This window comes from bacterium (genome assembly GCA_024224155.1).
Lineage (GTDB): Bacteria > Acidobacteriota > Thermoanaerobaculia > Multivoradales > JAHEKO01 > CALZIK01.
Window position 1 is genome coordinate 1 of sequence record JAAENP010000349.1, and the last position, 10,117, is coordinate 10,117.

Sequence of the window (10,117 nt, forward strand, 5' to 3'; positions counted from 1 at the left end):
AATTTTGAGATGCCGGGCTTAATCTCGATATGTTTCAAGCCCCTGGCCGCGCCGCCCGATCTCTTGCTTTCTTTCTAAGTGCTTGTTTTCTCTGAAGAAGAAAAATATCTGGGCGTCCCCGATCTGCCCCGTTTTCTGGTATGCGTCTTGTATATATAAATTGCCATGACGACAACAAAGGAAAGCGAAAAGGGAGGCAGGCAAATGGAGAACATGAGCGACATGAAGATAGCGAAGGCGCTTGCGGAACGCGAGCGGATTCAGATTCAGATAAGGGAGCACGAGAAGGCGATCGAGGCCCTGAAGAAAGAGCGGAAGCCGCACCACGCGGTCGTCGAGGGGTTCCTGGGGGACGACGCCGAGGTCGAGTTCAGCAAGTGGATCATCAAGAAGGTCGACCGGGCCGGCTACGAGGTCAAGGCCAGCTCTTACGTGTCGGTCAAGGTCAACAAGGCCAAGCTGGTCGCCAAGAAGTCAGCGGCGTAGGGGAGGACGAGATGAGCTACTACGACGGATGGAAGCTTCAGGGAAGCAGCCCCGACGAGGCCGCCGAGCGAGCCTGGGAACGACTCCAGGACGAGGCCGCCGGGCTGGAGAGCAATCGGGCCAAGGACGCGTTCGCCGAGTTCATGGACGGTTCTCCGGAATACGAGGGCGACCGGGACTCCTTCGCTACCTGGGCCGAGGAGAACCTCTTCGAGTCCTGGCACGAGCAGGACGAGGACTACGCCGAGGAGATGCGGGCCGAGTGGAGGTCGGGGCGATGACGAACGAGGAGCGGGCCGAGATCCTGAGGCTGGGGAGCATGACGGACGCGCAGATACGAAGGGAGAACCGGGCGCGGGCGCGGGACCGGGCCGAGGCCGAGGCGCTTCGGGCCAGGCGGGCTGAGCGGAACTGGGTCCCGGAGGACCCCTTCGAGGCGATGGACATGCTGACGGCGGCCAGAGGGCACGTCATCGGCAAGGACAGGTTTCACACGGGGGGCGCCTGGGCCGACGCGGACAGGGCGTCGCGGGATGCCGCCAAGGTGCTCGACGGAGCCTACCGTCGGGCGGGGATGGACCGATGAACCGATGCAAGTGCGGACGACGGATGAGCAAGTACGCGAACCAGTGCGACCGGTGCCACAGGGCACGGATGGACGAGCTCCAGGCCGAGGCCAGGAGGGTCGTGGCCACGGGCGCCTGCCCCGACTGCGGGGGCAAGCTCAAGTCGAACCACTCCATCCTTGGCTGGTTCCAGTGCGAGCAGTACGGGGCGGACGACAGGCGGGCCAGGCCCTCCGAGCCGTCCTGCAATTTCCAGGCGTTCACGCAATGAGGAGAAGACGATGAACCACGGAGAGGCGAGAAACGAGCGGACCGAGACCATCATCACGAGCCGGGCGATGATCCTCGGGCAGAACGTGGCGACGAGCTGGAGGGAAGAGGCCGTCGCCGAGCGGTTCTGCGTGCGCTGCGACGCCTGGGTGGAGACCCGGGGGGCGGCGGAGGCGCAGTTCTGCCCGGGATGCTCGGAGCCGTGGCGGGAGCACACGAGGGACGAGCACTGCACGTTCGGGCGGGACATGCTCTGCGAGATCTGCGGGGTGGACCACGGCGGCGGGAGGTGCAAGTTCTGCGGGGCGAGGGCCTTCCATCGGTTCGGGTGCAAGGGCTTCGGGGGCTAAGAGAGGGACGAGGAGGAGATGATGAGCAAAAGATTAAACGCCTGGCGAATCAGCCCCCCCGCAAGGGCGGACGAGTCCGGGACCTCCGGGCCGCCCGAGCCTGAGTGGAACTGGGAGAGGTGCCCGGGATGCGGGGACGAGATGAGGAGCGCGCCGTGCGCGCCGCTCACGTTTCTGATCGAGGACGAGGAGACCGAGGCCGACTCCTGGTGCCTCCGGGGCTGGAAGTGCGACGGCTGGGTCTTCGGGACCGTGTACATGGTCGACGAGAGGCCGGTCGAGCCGGACCACGACTACGTCTACATGGCCTCCTGCGAGGGCAGGAAGGTCACGGTCATATCGTAGGGAGACGACGAAAGGAGGAGGACATGCTGGAAAAGGGTCGATGGTATCGCAATCCGGGGGGCGGCGTCCTGCTGGTGGAGGACGTGGGGTTCTCGGGCGCGGACGTCAAGGTCTTCACGGGCGTGCCGATCGACGTGCAGTACGAGACCCGGGAGGGCGGGAGAGTCAAATTTCGGGCGAAGCAGAGCAGGCGGAGCCGGGTCTCATCCGGGTCGGTGCTCGAGGTCGCCCTTCAGGAGGAGGTCGAGATGTTCGCAACACCGAACGGACGAGTCAAGGCGGAGGCCGCCGCCGATGAGGGACGGCCCGAGCTGAAGCGGAGCAACCCGGAGCAGGCCGGACAGGAGAAGTCGGTCCCGCAGAAGCGGAAGCGGGTGGACCACGGGAAGTGCACCAAGACGATCGAGTTCACGCCGGAGGTTCGGGCCCGGAAGAAGGCGAAGGGCCGGTGCACCTACCTCCCGAAGCCGGGAGACGGGAAGCCGGCCACGTACCGGATCGTCTACTCCTACGAGGACGGCCTGGTGACCTACTGCCGCGTGTGCAGCGACCACGCCAGGGCCTACGCCGAGAAGCAGGGGCTGGAGGTTCCGAGGCACCCCAGGACCAAGGGGGCGAGCGGATGAACGGGAAGGAGGCCACGATGAGGCACATCCGGGGGCAGATCGCGCGCCTGGGCATCCCGGGGCAGTTCCGGGCACTCGAGCTGAGCCTGTCGAGGCTGGGGCCGGAGGCCCTCCGGGACCTGAGCCGGCTCCTCGGCGAGGTGGAGCAGATGGAGACCCGGCTCAACCGGGCCAAGCGCCTGCTGCCCGGGGTGATTCGGTAGGCGCTTAATCTTGAAAGGGCGCCCCTTCGGGGGCGCCTTTTTTGTGTCCGATCTGCTAACCTCTTTGTTGGGCTGGTTCTGCGGGCATGGAGTTGACATCCTGACGATCCGCTAACCTCTTTGTTGGGCTGGTTCTGCGAGCACTGGTAGGCGCTTAATTTTGATATGGTGCCCCTTCGGGGGCGCCTTTTCTGCGTGCGGCCGGGAAACCGCCGAAACGCGTTTAATCTTGAAACGAATCCCGCCGATCCTTTAATTTTGAAACCTCGAAAACGTCACAAAATTAAACGCCTTCTATCCGACCGTGGGCGCCGGGTTTGCGGGGACGCGGTGCCCGACATTTTCTGTTACCTCCTGACAAAATCTGTTACCTGGCGCAAGGCGACGCGCCGACGGAGGAGCCCCGATCTGGCTAAGTGCTTGAGTCTTCTGGGCAAGAAAAATGAAAAAAAGTCCCGGCACCCCCAGAATCTGGAACGGGTCTTGTATATATAAGATTCCATGACGACAAGGAAAGAAACAAAGGGAGGCAGGCAAATGAAAGAGTATCAAGCGACGATGGAGACGAGGCAAACACTGACAGGGGTCAACAGCGTGACGACGACCGTTCGCGTGGTGGGCGGGGCCGACGAGGCCGAGAGGCTGGTTCGGAACCTTTACGACGTGGTGGGCGACGTGATGGTGATGGAAGTTACCGACTGCAAGAGGTGCGGGGACAAGGTTCGCGCCGGGCTGGTCGGGAAAGACGGTCTTTGCGAGGACTGCGAGGAAGAGGCGGCCAAGGTGTGGGCCGACCGGAACGCAGAGCTGGACGACGAATGCTACCTTCCTGAGCACATCCAAGCCGCGATGATGGAGGGGACGGAAGAGGACAAGGACGAGGACGAGGACCCGGACGCCGAGTTCTGCAACGAGGACGGCGCCTGCTCCGAGTGCGAGGCCGACTGCGACTTTGCCAAGAAGGATGACGACCCGGAAGCCTGCCCTGGTTGCGGATGCAAGCCCGGCGACGGCAAGACCGAGGGTTGCGACGACCCCGACGGATGCGGATTCAACGCCTGATGGAAGGGAGCAAGCAGATGAACGAGAGGCAAATGCTCGACGAGTTCAACCGGATGACCAAGGCCGTTCGCGAGAACGTGTCTTACTCTTGCACGACCTACTGCGACACCGAGACGGGCGAGTGGGACGTGCAGCTCGAGACGACCGAGTGGGAGGAGAAGGGGCCGGCTAGCTTCCTGCGGGCGGTGGAGAGGGCAACTGGGCGGAAGGCCACGGGAGCCAAGTTCAGCAGCTGGTACCGGAACGAGCACAAGGGCGACGGACAGTATCGCAATTTCTGGGTCACTTTCAAATTGAGCTAAGGGAAGGAGAGGACGATGGCAACAACCAAAACAATCGCGAGCACGGAGCGGGTGAGGGACATGCTGGAGGCCCTGGAGGCCGCGCGGACGGAGGCTGGGAGGCACTACCACGCGGTGGAGAGGGGCCACCTGGACCTCGAGCTGCCGGTCGCGGGTCGGGTGACGGAGCTCCTGGACGAGGCGGTCGGCCTGTACGAGGCCGCCTACCAGAAGCTGGCCAAGCAGACCGAGAGGGAGGGGTTCTGATGATTCAGCAGGAGGCCCGGGAAGTGCGAGAAGAGGGCAGATGCAGGCCGGATCGCCGCAACGAGACGGGAGACGCGGACCAGAACGCCACCTCGGCTCGGGCGTGTATAAGTCCTGTAGGCCCGGCCTCGGGCCTCTTGCTGAGCAATCAGGACGAAAGAGAGGAGGGGACGATGGCAACGGAGAGCGTGGCGGTGGAGATCAAGAGCTGGATGCTGCCGACGGTGCAGAAGAAGGTGGACGCCCTGAACAGGAGGGCCGACAAGCTGGGGCTGCCGCGGGTGCGGGTGGACGCGAGCAAGCCGGGCGTCCTGCATCACTCGATAGACTGCGGCTGCTGCGGCGGCCTCCGGTCCGAGGAGGTCGTGCTGGTGACGGCGGTCGGCGAGAACGTCCGGGTCGACGGATGGGACCTGGTGGGCGTCCTGGACCACGGGGTCGGCGACAAGCCGGTCCTGCGGGTGGCACCGGAGCGGATCCTGCCCCCCGAGTACTACGAGGCGGGGCCGAACTGCGACCACTGCGGGACGAGCCGACGCCGCCGGGACACCTTCGTGCTGGCGCGGCACCTGGAGACGGGGGAGCGGGTGGAGTACCGCCAGATCGGACGGACCTGCCTCGGGGACTACCTCGGGGAGAACACCGCCCAGGCCATCGTGGCGCGGGCCGCCTGGCTGGGCTCGCTGAACGGCGTCCTGGAGCGGGCGGAGAAGCCGGACCCGGACTCGCCGCGACAGCGGGAGGAGTGGAGGTACGACCTGGAGGGGTTCCTCGCGTTCACGGCCAGGGACATCGCCGAGTTCGGGTGGACGAGCCGGACGGAGGCCAAGGACCGGGTGGACAAGACCGCGACCGCCGACTCCGTGCTGAGCGCCATCGCCAGCACGGAGATGCGCAAGAAGGCGGCGCGGGGCATCACGGAGGAGATGCTGGTCGAGGCCAAGCACGCCGTCGAGTGGGCCGCCTCGGTGACCGTGCCGGAGGGGAACGACTACCTCCACAACGTGCGGGTCATCGCCGAGGCCGGGTGGACCAACTGGCGGAACGCGGGCTACGCCGCGAGCATCCTGACCGCCTACCGGCGGCAACTGGACCGCCTGGCCGAGAGGGAGGCCGAGAGGTCCGGGTCCAACGGCGAGCACTTCGGGGAGATCGGGAAGCGCGCCCGGAGCGTGGCGGTCCGGGTCCTGAGCCTGAGGGAGATCGACGGGCACTACGGGCCGACGACGATAACCAAGATGCGGACCCCGGAGGGGCACGACCTGACCTGGTTCGCCTCCGGCTGCCGCTACGAGCTGCCGTTCGGGAACGAGCCGGGCGGGGAGTTCGTGGTGGACATGACCGTCAAGGACCACGGACAGCACGAGGGACGGCCCGAGACGAGGGTCAACCGGGTGAGGGTGGTCGCGTGAGCAAGGCCGCCCACGACGTGGGATGCGGGGCCAGGCGGAGCGGCCCCTGCGACTGCGAGCAGGGACGGAGGCGGCGGATCCGGAAGCGGGCCGCCGGGACCCTGAGGAGGCGGGGGAGCGAGATCGTGGAGGTCGAGCCGGGGACCCTCGGGGGACCGGGGAACTGGCTCGCGGACTTCATCAAGAGAGGGAGGACGAGACGATGAACAGGAGAAGGTTCGGGGCGAGCGGAGACGGGAAGGTCGCGACCTGCGAGCTGTGCCGGGTGCGGTTCGTGCGCTACGCGCATCGGGAGCCGAAGTTCTGCGCGGGGTGCAGGGAGCGACGGCCCGGCATGGTTCGGGAGATGCTGACCCAGGACCCAGAGCTGGGGCCGGAGACGGGGAGGACGGGACGATGAGCGGCTACACGGCTGAGCAGGTCTTCGAGAACAAGCGGGAGTATCGGGAGGCGGTGGAGGCCAGGGCCGACCGCTGGGTCGCGGCCTGCGGGGGGCTGGAGGAGCCGACCCGGCACAGAAACGGGCGGTCCTATCTGTACGTCTTCAACCCGGGCCAGATGGGACACGGCTGGCTGGACATGGAGACGGACATCGTCTATCTCATCTGCCCATACGCTTAATCTTGAAACGGCCTCGCCTGCGTGTCGGGCGGGGCCGTCGCTGTCTGCAAACCCCGAGATCGCGTTTAATTTTGAGACGTTTCTCGCCGATCCTTTAATTTTGAGACCCCGCTCGAGCTTAATTCTTAAACGCCGCGCTAAGCCGCCTGGACACCTGACTTTGCGGGGACGCAGTGGCCGACAAAATCTGTTACCTGCTGACAAAATCTGGTGGTGCTTCGACCGCTTCCAGGAAGGGGCAAAACGCGTCCCCTGTAAACCGCTGAGGGCAAAGGGCAAGAAAAATGGTATTTCTGGTTGTGGCCGCCGATTCTGGAACGCGTCTTGTATATATAAATTGGCATGACGACAAGGAAAGAAGGAGACGGGCAGATGGAAAGCAAGAAGACCATGAGCGAGCGCATCCAGGAGCTGAAGGACGCACAGACGGAGCGGGAGCGGGTGTCGCTCGAGACCGCCGAGCGGTTCATGACCAAGTTCGGTCGCGGCGCTCGCGGGGCCGCAAGGGCCGCCGGGGACGAGGCGGTCGAGTGCGGGATGATAAAGGTCGCGGCGCACTGGGCGCGGGTGGCGCGGGTGATTCGGGAGAGGACGAGCCGATGAAGAAGGGGACCCACAGGGAGAGGATGGCCGCCAGGCGGGCGAGCCACCACACCCACAACCTCCGGAAGCACGGCGTTTGCTGCGGGGTCTGCTACGGGGTGTACATGCCGCTGAACATCCGCCGGCACATGCTCTCCTGCGACGGGATCAACCGGGATTGGTTCACGAGAAACAAGAAGGAGGCGGGGTCATGAGCTGGAAGGAGATTCTAGGGGACAGCCCGAGGAGCTGCGAGCACCTCAGGGAGGGGACGGCGGAGGGCAATGTGAGCACCTACGTGGTGCCGGAGGAGGCCGAGGACTGGGACGCCATCCTGGAGACGGACGAGGTGCTGGCGGGGGCCACGGCGGTCCAGGTCTGCTCCTACTGCCGACAGGGGCTGCCGAGCGTGCAGAGGCAGGAGAAGAAGGACAAGGAGAGCCGGAGGCTGGCCCGGATCGACGAGCTGGAGGAGAACCTGGAGAAGGTCGAGTGCGGGGCCGCGTACGCCTGCCCGACCTGCGACGAGGTGATGGACGAGGGCGACCTGGTGCCGCTCAGGGAGTGCCCCAACTGCGACGACGAGGTCTTCGACGCCACGGACGGGCGCAACTGCGTCAACTGCAACCGGCCCTTCACGCGGAAGTTCGCCGAGGGCGGCTGCCCCGACTGCCTGGACCCGGACGAGCTGCCGGTGCCGGTGACCGAGGACATGACGACCGCATGGCAGGCCGAGCTGAAGGAGCTGGGGCGATGAAGTACGTGGTCGTCTACCACAGGGGCTCCTACCGGATCCACCGGGCGACCTGCTCCGACGTGAAGAAGGACCGCCTGGCCGGAGCCGATTCGTGGGTGGCGACGGGCGAGATCGAGGACATCGTCTCGAGGGAGATCGAGGAGCTGGCCAAGGAAGGGATCGAGGTCCCGGCCAGCGACTTCAGGGTCCTCCCTTGTGCAAAGGGGACGGGACGATGAAGCGCAAGGTCCACATGGTCGGAGATCCGGACCGGCCCGAGATGTACAGGGACCGGCCCCTCTGCCGGATGGAGGGGGCGACCTGGGGCTACCGGCCCGACCTGGAGGAGAACTATCAAACGACGGACCGAGACACGGAGGTCACGTGCGCCCGATGCACGAAGGCTCTGGCGCAGCGGTATCCCTGGAGGATTCTCCGATGAAGCGCATTCGCCCGAAGCCGTACGTGCGGGTCCTGTTCCGGGGGCACAACTGGGCGAGGGCCAGGTGGTACTGGGCGATCAAGAGGAAGCCGGGCCTGTACCTGCGGGTCACGGACGAGGGGGACGAGAACATCAAGGAGAGGGCCATCCGGGGGGGCATCCTGCAGACCCAGGAGCTGCTGGTGGGGGAGCCGCTCGAGGAGCGGCCCGCCGTGATGAACCTCCACTACGGAAAGCTGGAGGAGGAGAGGACGTGACGGGAGTACTGAGCCGCCCGCTGCCGGGTCATTGGGTGTCGGCCTCGGTCAATGGGGATCGGGGCCTGTTCTCGGCAGCGGGCAGCGGAGCATTCCTGCTCCAAATGGCGGCCCACGGTAGGATGCGCTCCACCGTTGGGCAGGGAGGATAGAACCATGTCGATGAACCTGTACAAGGCGAGCAACCAGTGGGCCACGCGGCCCGCAGACGAGCGGTTCGGGAGCCTGGTCGAGATGGGCAGGGCCTGCGCGAGCTACCACGTCACGGCGGAGGAGAAGAGCCTGGCGTACGCCGACCTGCGGGTGCAGGCACACGGCGGCGAGCTGATCGTGCCCCCGGGCCCGGAGGATGCCCCGGCTCGGCTGAGCAACTGGGCATTTGGCCAGCTCGTGGGGCTGGCGGTGCCGCGCGGCTCCGGAAGGGTGGCCTCCTACCTGAGGGGACTCCCGGCCACGCTGGCGGCCCAGAACCTGAACTACGGCCTGAAGGTCCGGGCCGAGGTGCCGGTGCCGGAGAGCCGGAGCATGGCGCAGCTGCTCGTCCACAAGGGGAACGGAGGGACGATCCTCCGGGCCGTGACCTCGACGAACTACACCCGGTTCTGGAACTGGGAGCTGGTGGACCGGATCCAGGGCCTCGACGGATGGCTGGTGCCGCCCGCCTACGCCGCGTGCGCGGACGAGCGGAACCACCCGGCGACGGAGGAGGAGCTGGCGCCGTTCGGGGACACGACCATCATCAAGCCGGGAGACATGATCGGGCCGGCGGGGCTGTACGCCAGCGACCATGATTGCTTCATCTTCCAGGTTCGTCCAGACCGGACCATCCAGGCGGGTCCTGGGCGTTACCTGAGCCGAGGCGCGTTCTTCTGGAACAGCGAGGTCGGGGACAAGTCTCTGGGCGTCCAGACGTTCCTGTACGACTTCACGTGCGGCAACCACATCGTGTGGGACGCCGAGGACGTGCACGAGCTCCGGATCTCTCACGTGGGGGGCATGGGCCGGATAGGGGAGTTCTTCTTCGACGTGGACGAGCGGCTGCTCGACTTCTCCGATGAGGCCGTGGACGAGACGGAGGCCAAGCTGCTGACGGCCCGGACGAAGAGGATCGCCGGGTCGAAGGAGGGCGTGCTGGACGCGCTGTTCGGCAAGGTGGACATCTCGAAGAGGATGCTGGATGCGGCCTACGACGTCTGCGAGTCGCACGAGGACGGGGACCCGATGACCTACTGGGGGATGACCGCCGGGCTGACCCGCCTCAGCCAGACGGAGAGGTTCGCGGACCGCCGGGTGTACATCGACCGGGAGGCCGGGAAGGTCCTCAAGATGGCGTTCTAACGCCCTAGCGGGTATAGATACCTGCTAGGGATGGGGGGCGGGAGACCGCCCCCCTTTTTTTGTGCGGGGTGTCAGGGGAGTCGATGGGGTGTCGGGGGGCGTCAACGAGCCTCGACGAGCATCAACGGCTGCCGGGGGGCATCGACGAGTGTCGGGGAGGTTTCGGGGGCTGTCGGGGGCTGTCGACGGGCATCAGCCTGTGTCGACGGGCATCAGCCTGTGTCGGGGGCTGTCGGGGGGCATCAACGTATGTCGATGTGTGTCGGGCTGATC

The 10,117-nt window shown here is 65.8% G+C and carries 21 protein-coding genes; all 21 read left to right on the top strand.

The genetic code is table 11. The features are described from left to right. Positions 1-165: 165 nt before the first annotated feature. On the top strand, positions 166-486 hold the full coding sequence (locus tag GY769_17575) for a hypothetical protein (protein MCP4203731.1): 321 nt from the start codon (positions 166-168) through the stop codon (positions 484-486). An 11-nt stretch (positions 487-497) separates the two neighbouring features. Further along, positions 498-767: a hypothetical protein gene (locus tag GY769_17580; protein ID MCP4203732.1), complete on the top strand. Its 270-nt coding sequence runs from the start codon at positions 498-500 to the stop codon at positions 765-767. Further along, the gene (locus tag GY769_17585) at positions 764-1,072 is read left to right on the top strand and encodes a hypothetical protein (GenBank protein MCP4203733.1); all 309 of its coding nucleotides are present in this window, start codon (positions 764-766) and stop codon (positions 1,070-1,072) included. The genes GY769_17580 and GY769_17585 overlap by 4 nt, the downstream gene beginning before the upstream one ends. Continuing rightward, positions 1,069-1,323 carry a hypothetical protein gene (locus GY769_17590; protein ID MCP4203734.1) on the top strand — a complete coding sequence of 85 codons (255 nt, stop codon included), beginning with the start codon at positions 1,069-1,071 and terminating at the stop codon, positions 1,321-1,323. Before GY769_17585 ends, GY769_17590 begins: the two co-directional genes overlap by 4 nt. Positions 1,324-1,333: 10 nt before the next feature. Further along, the gene (locus tag GY769_17595) at positions 1,334-1,672 is read left to right on the top strand and encodes a hypothetical protein (GenBank protein ID MCP4203735.1); all 339 of its coding nucleotides are present in this window, start codon (positions 1,334-1,336) and stop codon (positions 1,670-1,672) included. Between the two features lie 21 nt (positions 1,673-1,693). Further along, positions 1,694-2,017 (top strand): hypothetical protein, encoded by a 324-nt coding sequence (locus GY769_17600; GenBank protein MCP4203736.1) that lies wholly within the window; start codon positions 1,694-1,696, stop codon positions 2,015-2,017. A gap of 23 nt (positions 2,018-2,040) precedes the next feature. Next, entirely contained in the window at positions 2,041-2,643 is a 603-nt protein-coding gene (locus GY769_17605; GenBank protein ID MCP4203737.1) for a hypothetical protein, read from the top strand. 17 nt (positions 2,644-2,660) lie between these two features. Then, a complete protein-coding gene (locus tag GY769_17610) occupies positions 2,661-2,846 on the top strand; it encodes a hypothetical protein (GenBank protein MCP4203738.1) in 186 nt (61 codons plus the stop codon). A 537-nt stretch (positions 2,847-3,383) separates the two neighbouring features. Beyond that, complete coding sequence (locus GY769_17615) at positions 3,384-3,908, top strand: hypothetical protein (protein ID MCP4203739.1); 525 nt, start codon at positions 3,384-3,386, stop codon at positions 3,906-3,908. Positions 3,909-3,925: 17 nt separating this feature from the next. After that, the gene (locus tag GY769_17620; protein ID MCP4203740.1) at positions 3,926-4,210 is read left to right on the top strand and encodes a hypothetical protein; all 285 of its coding nucleotides are present in this window, start codon (positions 3,926-3,928) and stop codon (positions 4,208-4,210) included. Positions 4,211-4,225: 15 nt separating this feature from the next. Next, positions 4,226-4,456: a hypothetical protein gene (locus GY769_17625; GenBank protein ID MCP4203741.1), complete on the top strand. Its 231-nt coding sequence runs from the start codon at positions 4,226-4,228 to the stop codon at positions 4,454-4,456. Positions 4,457-4,629: 173 nt separating this feature from the next. Further along, positions 4,630-5,868 carry a hypothetical protein gene (locus tag GY769_17630; GenBank protein MCP4203742.1) on the top strand — a complete coding sequence of 413 codons (1,239 nt, stop codon included), beginning with the start codon at positions 4,630-4,632 and terminating at the stop codon, positions 5,866-5,868. A gap of 202 nt (positions 5,869-6,070) precedes the next feature. Next, positions 6,071-6,268, top strand: a complete 198-nt coding sequence (locus GY769_17635) for a hypothetical protein (GenBank protein MCP4203743.1) — start codon at positions 6,071-6,073, stop codon at positions 6,266-6,268. Continuing rightward, positions 6,265-6,489: a hypothetical protein gene (locus GY769_17640; GenBank protein ID MCP4203744.1), complete on the top strand. Its 225-nt coding sequence runs from the start codon at positions 6,265-6,267 to the stop codon at positions 6,487-6,489. The genes GY769_17635 and GY769_17640 overlap by 4 nt, the downstream gene beginning before the upstream one ends. Positions 6,490-6,861: 372 nt before the next feature. Continuing rightward, positions 6,862-7,092, top strand: coding sequence for a hypothetical protein (locus GY769_17645; protein MCP4203745.1), 231 nt, complete (start codon positions 6,862-6,864; stop codon positions 7,090-7,092). After that, positions 7,089-7,286, top strand: a complete 198-nt coding sequence (locus tag GY769_17650; GenBank protein ID MCP4203746.1) for a hypothetical protein — start codon at positions 7,089-7,091, stop codon at positions 7,284-7,286. The genes GY769_17645 and GY769_17650 overlap by 4 nt, the downstream gene beginning before the upstream one ends. Next, the gene (locus tag GY769_17655; protein ID MCP4203747.1) at positions 7,283-7,828 is read left to right on the top strand and encodes a hypothetical protein; all 546 of its coding nucleotides are present in this window, start codon (positions 7,283-7,285) and stop codon (positions 7,826-7,828) included. Before GY769_17650 ends, GY769_17655 begins: the two co-directional genes overlap by 4 nt. Further along, positions 7,825-8,046 (top strand): hypothetical protein, encoded by a 222-nt coding sequence (locus GY769_17660; GenBank protein MCP4203748.1) that lies wholly within the window; start codon positions 7,825-7,827, stop codon positions 8,044-8,046. The genes GY769_17655 and GY769_17660 overlap by 4 nt, the downstream gene beginning before the upstream one ends. Beyond that, positions 8,043-8,249, top strand: coding sequence for a hypothetical protein (locus GY769_17665; protein MCP4203749.1), 207 nt, complete (start codon positions 8,043-8,045; stop codon positions 8,247-8,249). Before GY769_17660 ends, GY769_17665 begins: the two co-directional genes overlap by 4 nt. Continuing rightward, complete coding sequence (locus tag GY769_17670) at positions 8,246-8,506, top strand: hypothetical protein (protein ID MCP4203750.1); 261 nt, start codon at positions 8,246-8,248, stop codon at positions 8,504-8,506. The genes GY769_17665 and GY769_17670 overlap by 4 nt, the downstream gene beginning before the upstream one ends. Before the next feature lie 156 nt (positions 8,507-8,662). Beyond that, the gene (locus GY769_17675; protein MCP4203751.1) at positions 8,663-9,844 is read left to right on the top strand and encodes a hypothetical protein; all 1,182 of its coding nucleotides are present in this window, start codon (positions 8,663-8,665) and stop codon (positions 9,842-9,844) included. Positions 9,845-10,117 lie beyond the last annotated feature (273 nt).

Coding starts and splice junctions, on each gene's coding strand:
- GY769_17590 (MCP4203734.1), top strand. CDS start 1,069: ATGAACCGATGCAAGTGCGGACGACGGATGAGCAAGTACGCGAACCAG.
- GY769_17655 (MCP4203747.1), top strand. CDS start 7,283: ATGAGCTGGAAGGAGATTCTAGGGGACAGCCCGAGGAGCTGCGAGCAC.
- GY769_17575 (MCP4203731.1), top strand. CDS start 166: ATGACGACAACAAAGGAAAGCGAAAAGGGAGGCAGGCAAATGGAGAAC.
- GY769_17600 (MCP4203736.1), top strand. CDS start 1,694: ATGAGCAAAAGATTAAACGCCTGGCGAATCAGCCCCCCCGCAAGGGCG.
- GY769_17620 (MCP4203740.1), top strand. CDS start 3,926: ATGAACGAGAGGCAAATGCTCGACGAGTTCAACCGGATGACCAAGGCC.
- GY769_17605 (MCP4203737.1), top strand. CDS start 2,041: ATGCTGGAAAAGGGTCGATGGTATCGCAATCCGGGGGGCGGCGTCCTG.
- GY769_17585 (MCP4203733.1), top strand. CDS start 764: ATGACGAACGAGGAGCGGGCCGAGATCCTGAGGCTGGGGAGCATGACG.
- GY769_17650 (MCP4203746.1), top strand. CDS start 7,089: ATGAAGAAGGGGACCCACAGGGAGAGGATGGCCGCCAGGCGGGCGAGC.
- GY769_17660 (MCP4203748.1), top strand. CDS start 7,825: ATGAAGTACGTGGTCGTCTACCACAGGGGCTCCTACCGGATCCACCGG.
- GY769_17580 (MCP4203732.1), top strand. CDS start 498: ATGAGCTACTACGACGGATGGAAGCTTCAGGGAAGCAGCCCCGACGAG.
- GY769_17670 (MCP4203750.1), top strand. CDS start 8,246: ATGAAGCGCATTCGCCCGAAGCCGTACGTGCGGGTCCTGTTCCGGGGG.
- GY769_17595 (MCP4203735.1), top strand. CDS start 1,334: ATGAACCACGGAGAGGCGAGAAACGAGCGGACCGAGACCATCATCACG.
- GY769_17675 (MCP4203751.1), top strand. CDS start 8,663: ATGTCGATGAACCTGTACAAGGCGAGCAACCAGTGGGCCACGCGGCCC.
- GY769_17665 (MCP4203749.1), top strand. CDS start 8,043: ATGAAGCGCAAGGTCCACATGGTCGGAGATCCGGACCGGCCCGAGATG.
- GY769_17610 (MCP4203738.1), top strand. CDS start 2,661: ATGAGGCACATCCGGGGGCAGATCGCGCGCCTGGGCATCCCGGGGCAG.
- GY769_17635 (MCP4203743.1), top strand. CDS start 6,071: ATGAACAGGAGAAGGTTCGGGGCGAGCGGAGACGGGAAGGTCGCGACC.
- GY769_17625 (MCP4203741.1), top strand. CDS start 4,226: ATGGCAACAACCAAAACAATCGCGAGCACGGAGCGGGTGAGGGACATG.
- GY769_17615 (MCP4203739.1), top strand. CDS start 3,384: ATGAAAGAGTATCAAGCGACGATGGAGACGAGGCAAACACTGACAGGG.
- GY769_17630 (MCP4203742.1), top strand. CDS start 4,630: ATGGCAACGGAGAGCGTGGCGGTGGAGATCAAGAGCTGGATGCTGCCG.
- GY769_17640 (MCP4203744.1), top strand. CDS start 6,265: ATGAGCGGCTACACGGCTGAGCAGGTCTTCGAGAACAAGCGGGAGTAT.
- GY769_17645 (MCP4203745.1), top strand. CDS start 6,862: ATGGAAAGCAAGAAGACCATGAGCGAGCGCATCCAGGAGCTGAAGGAC.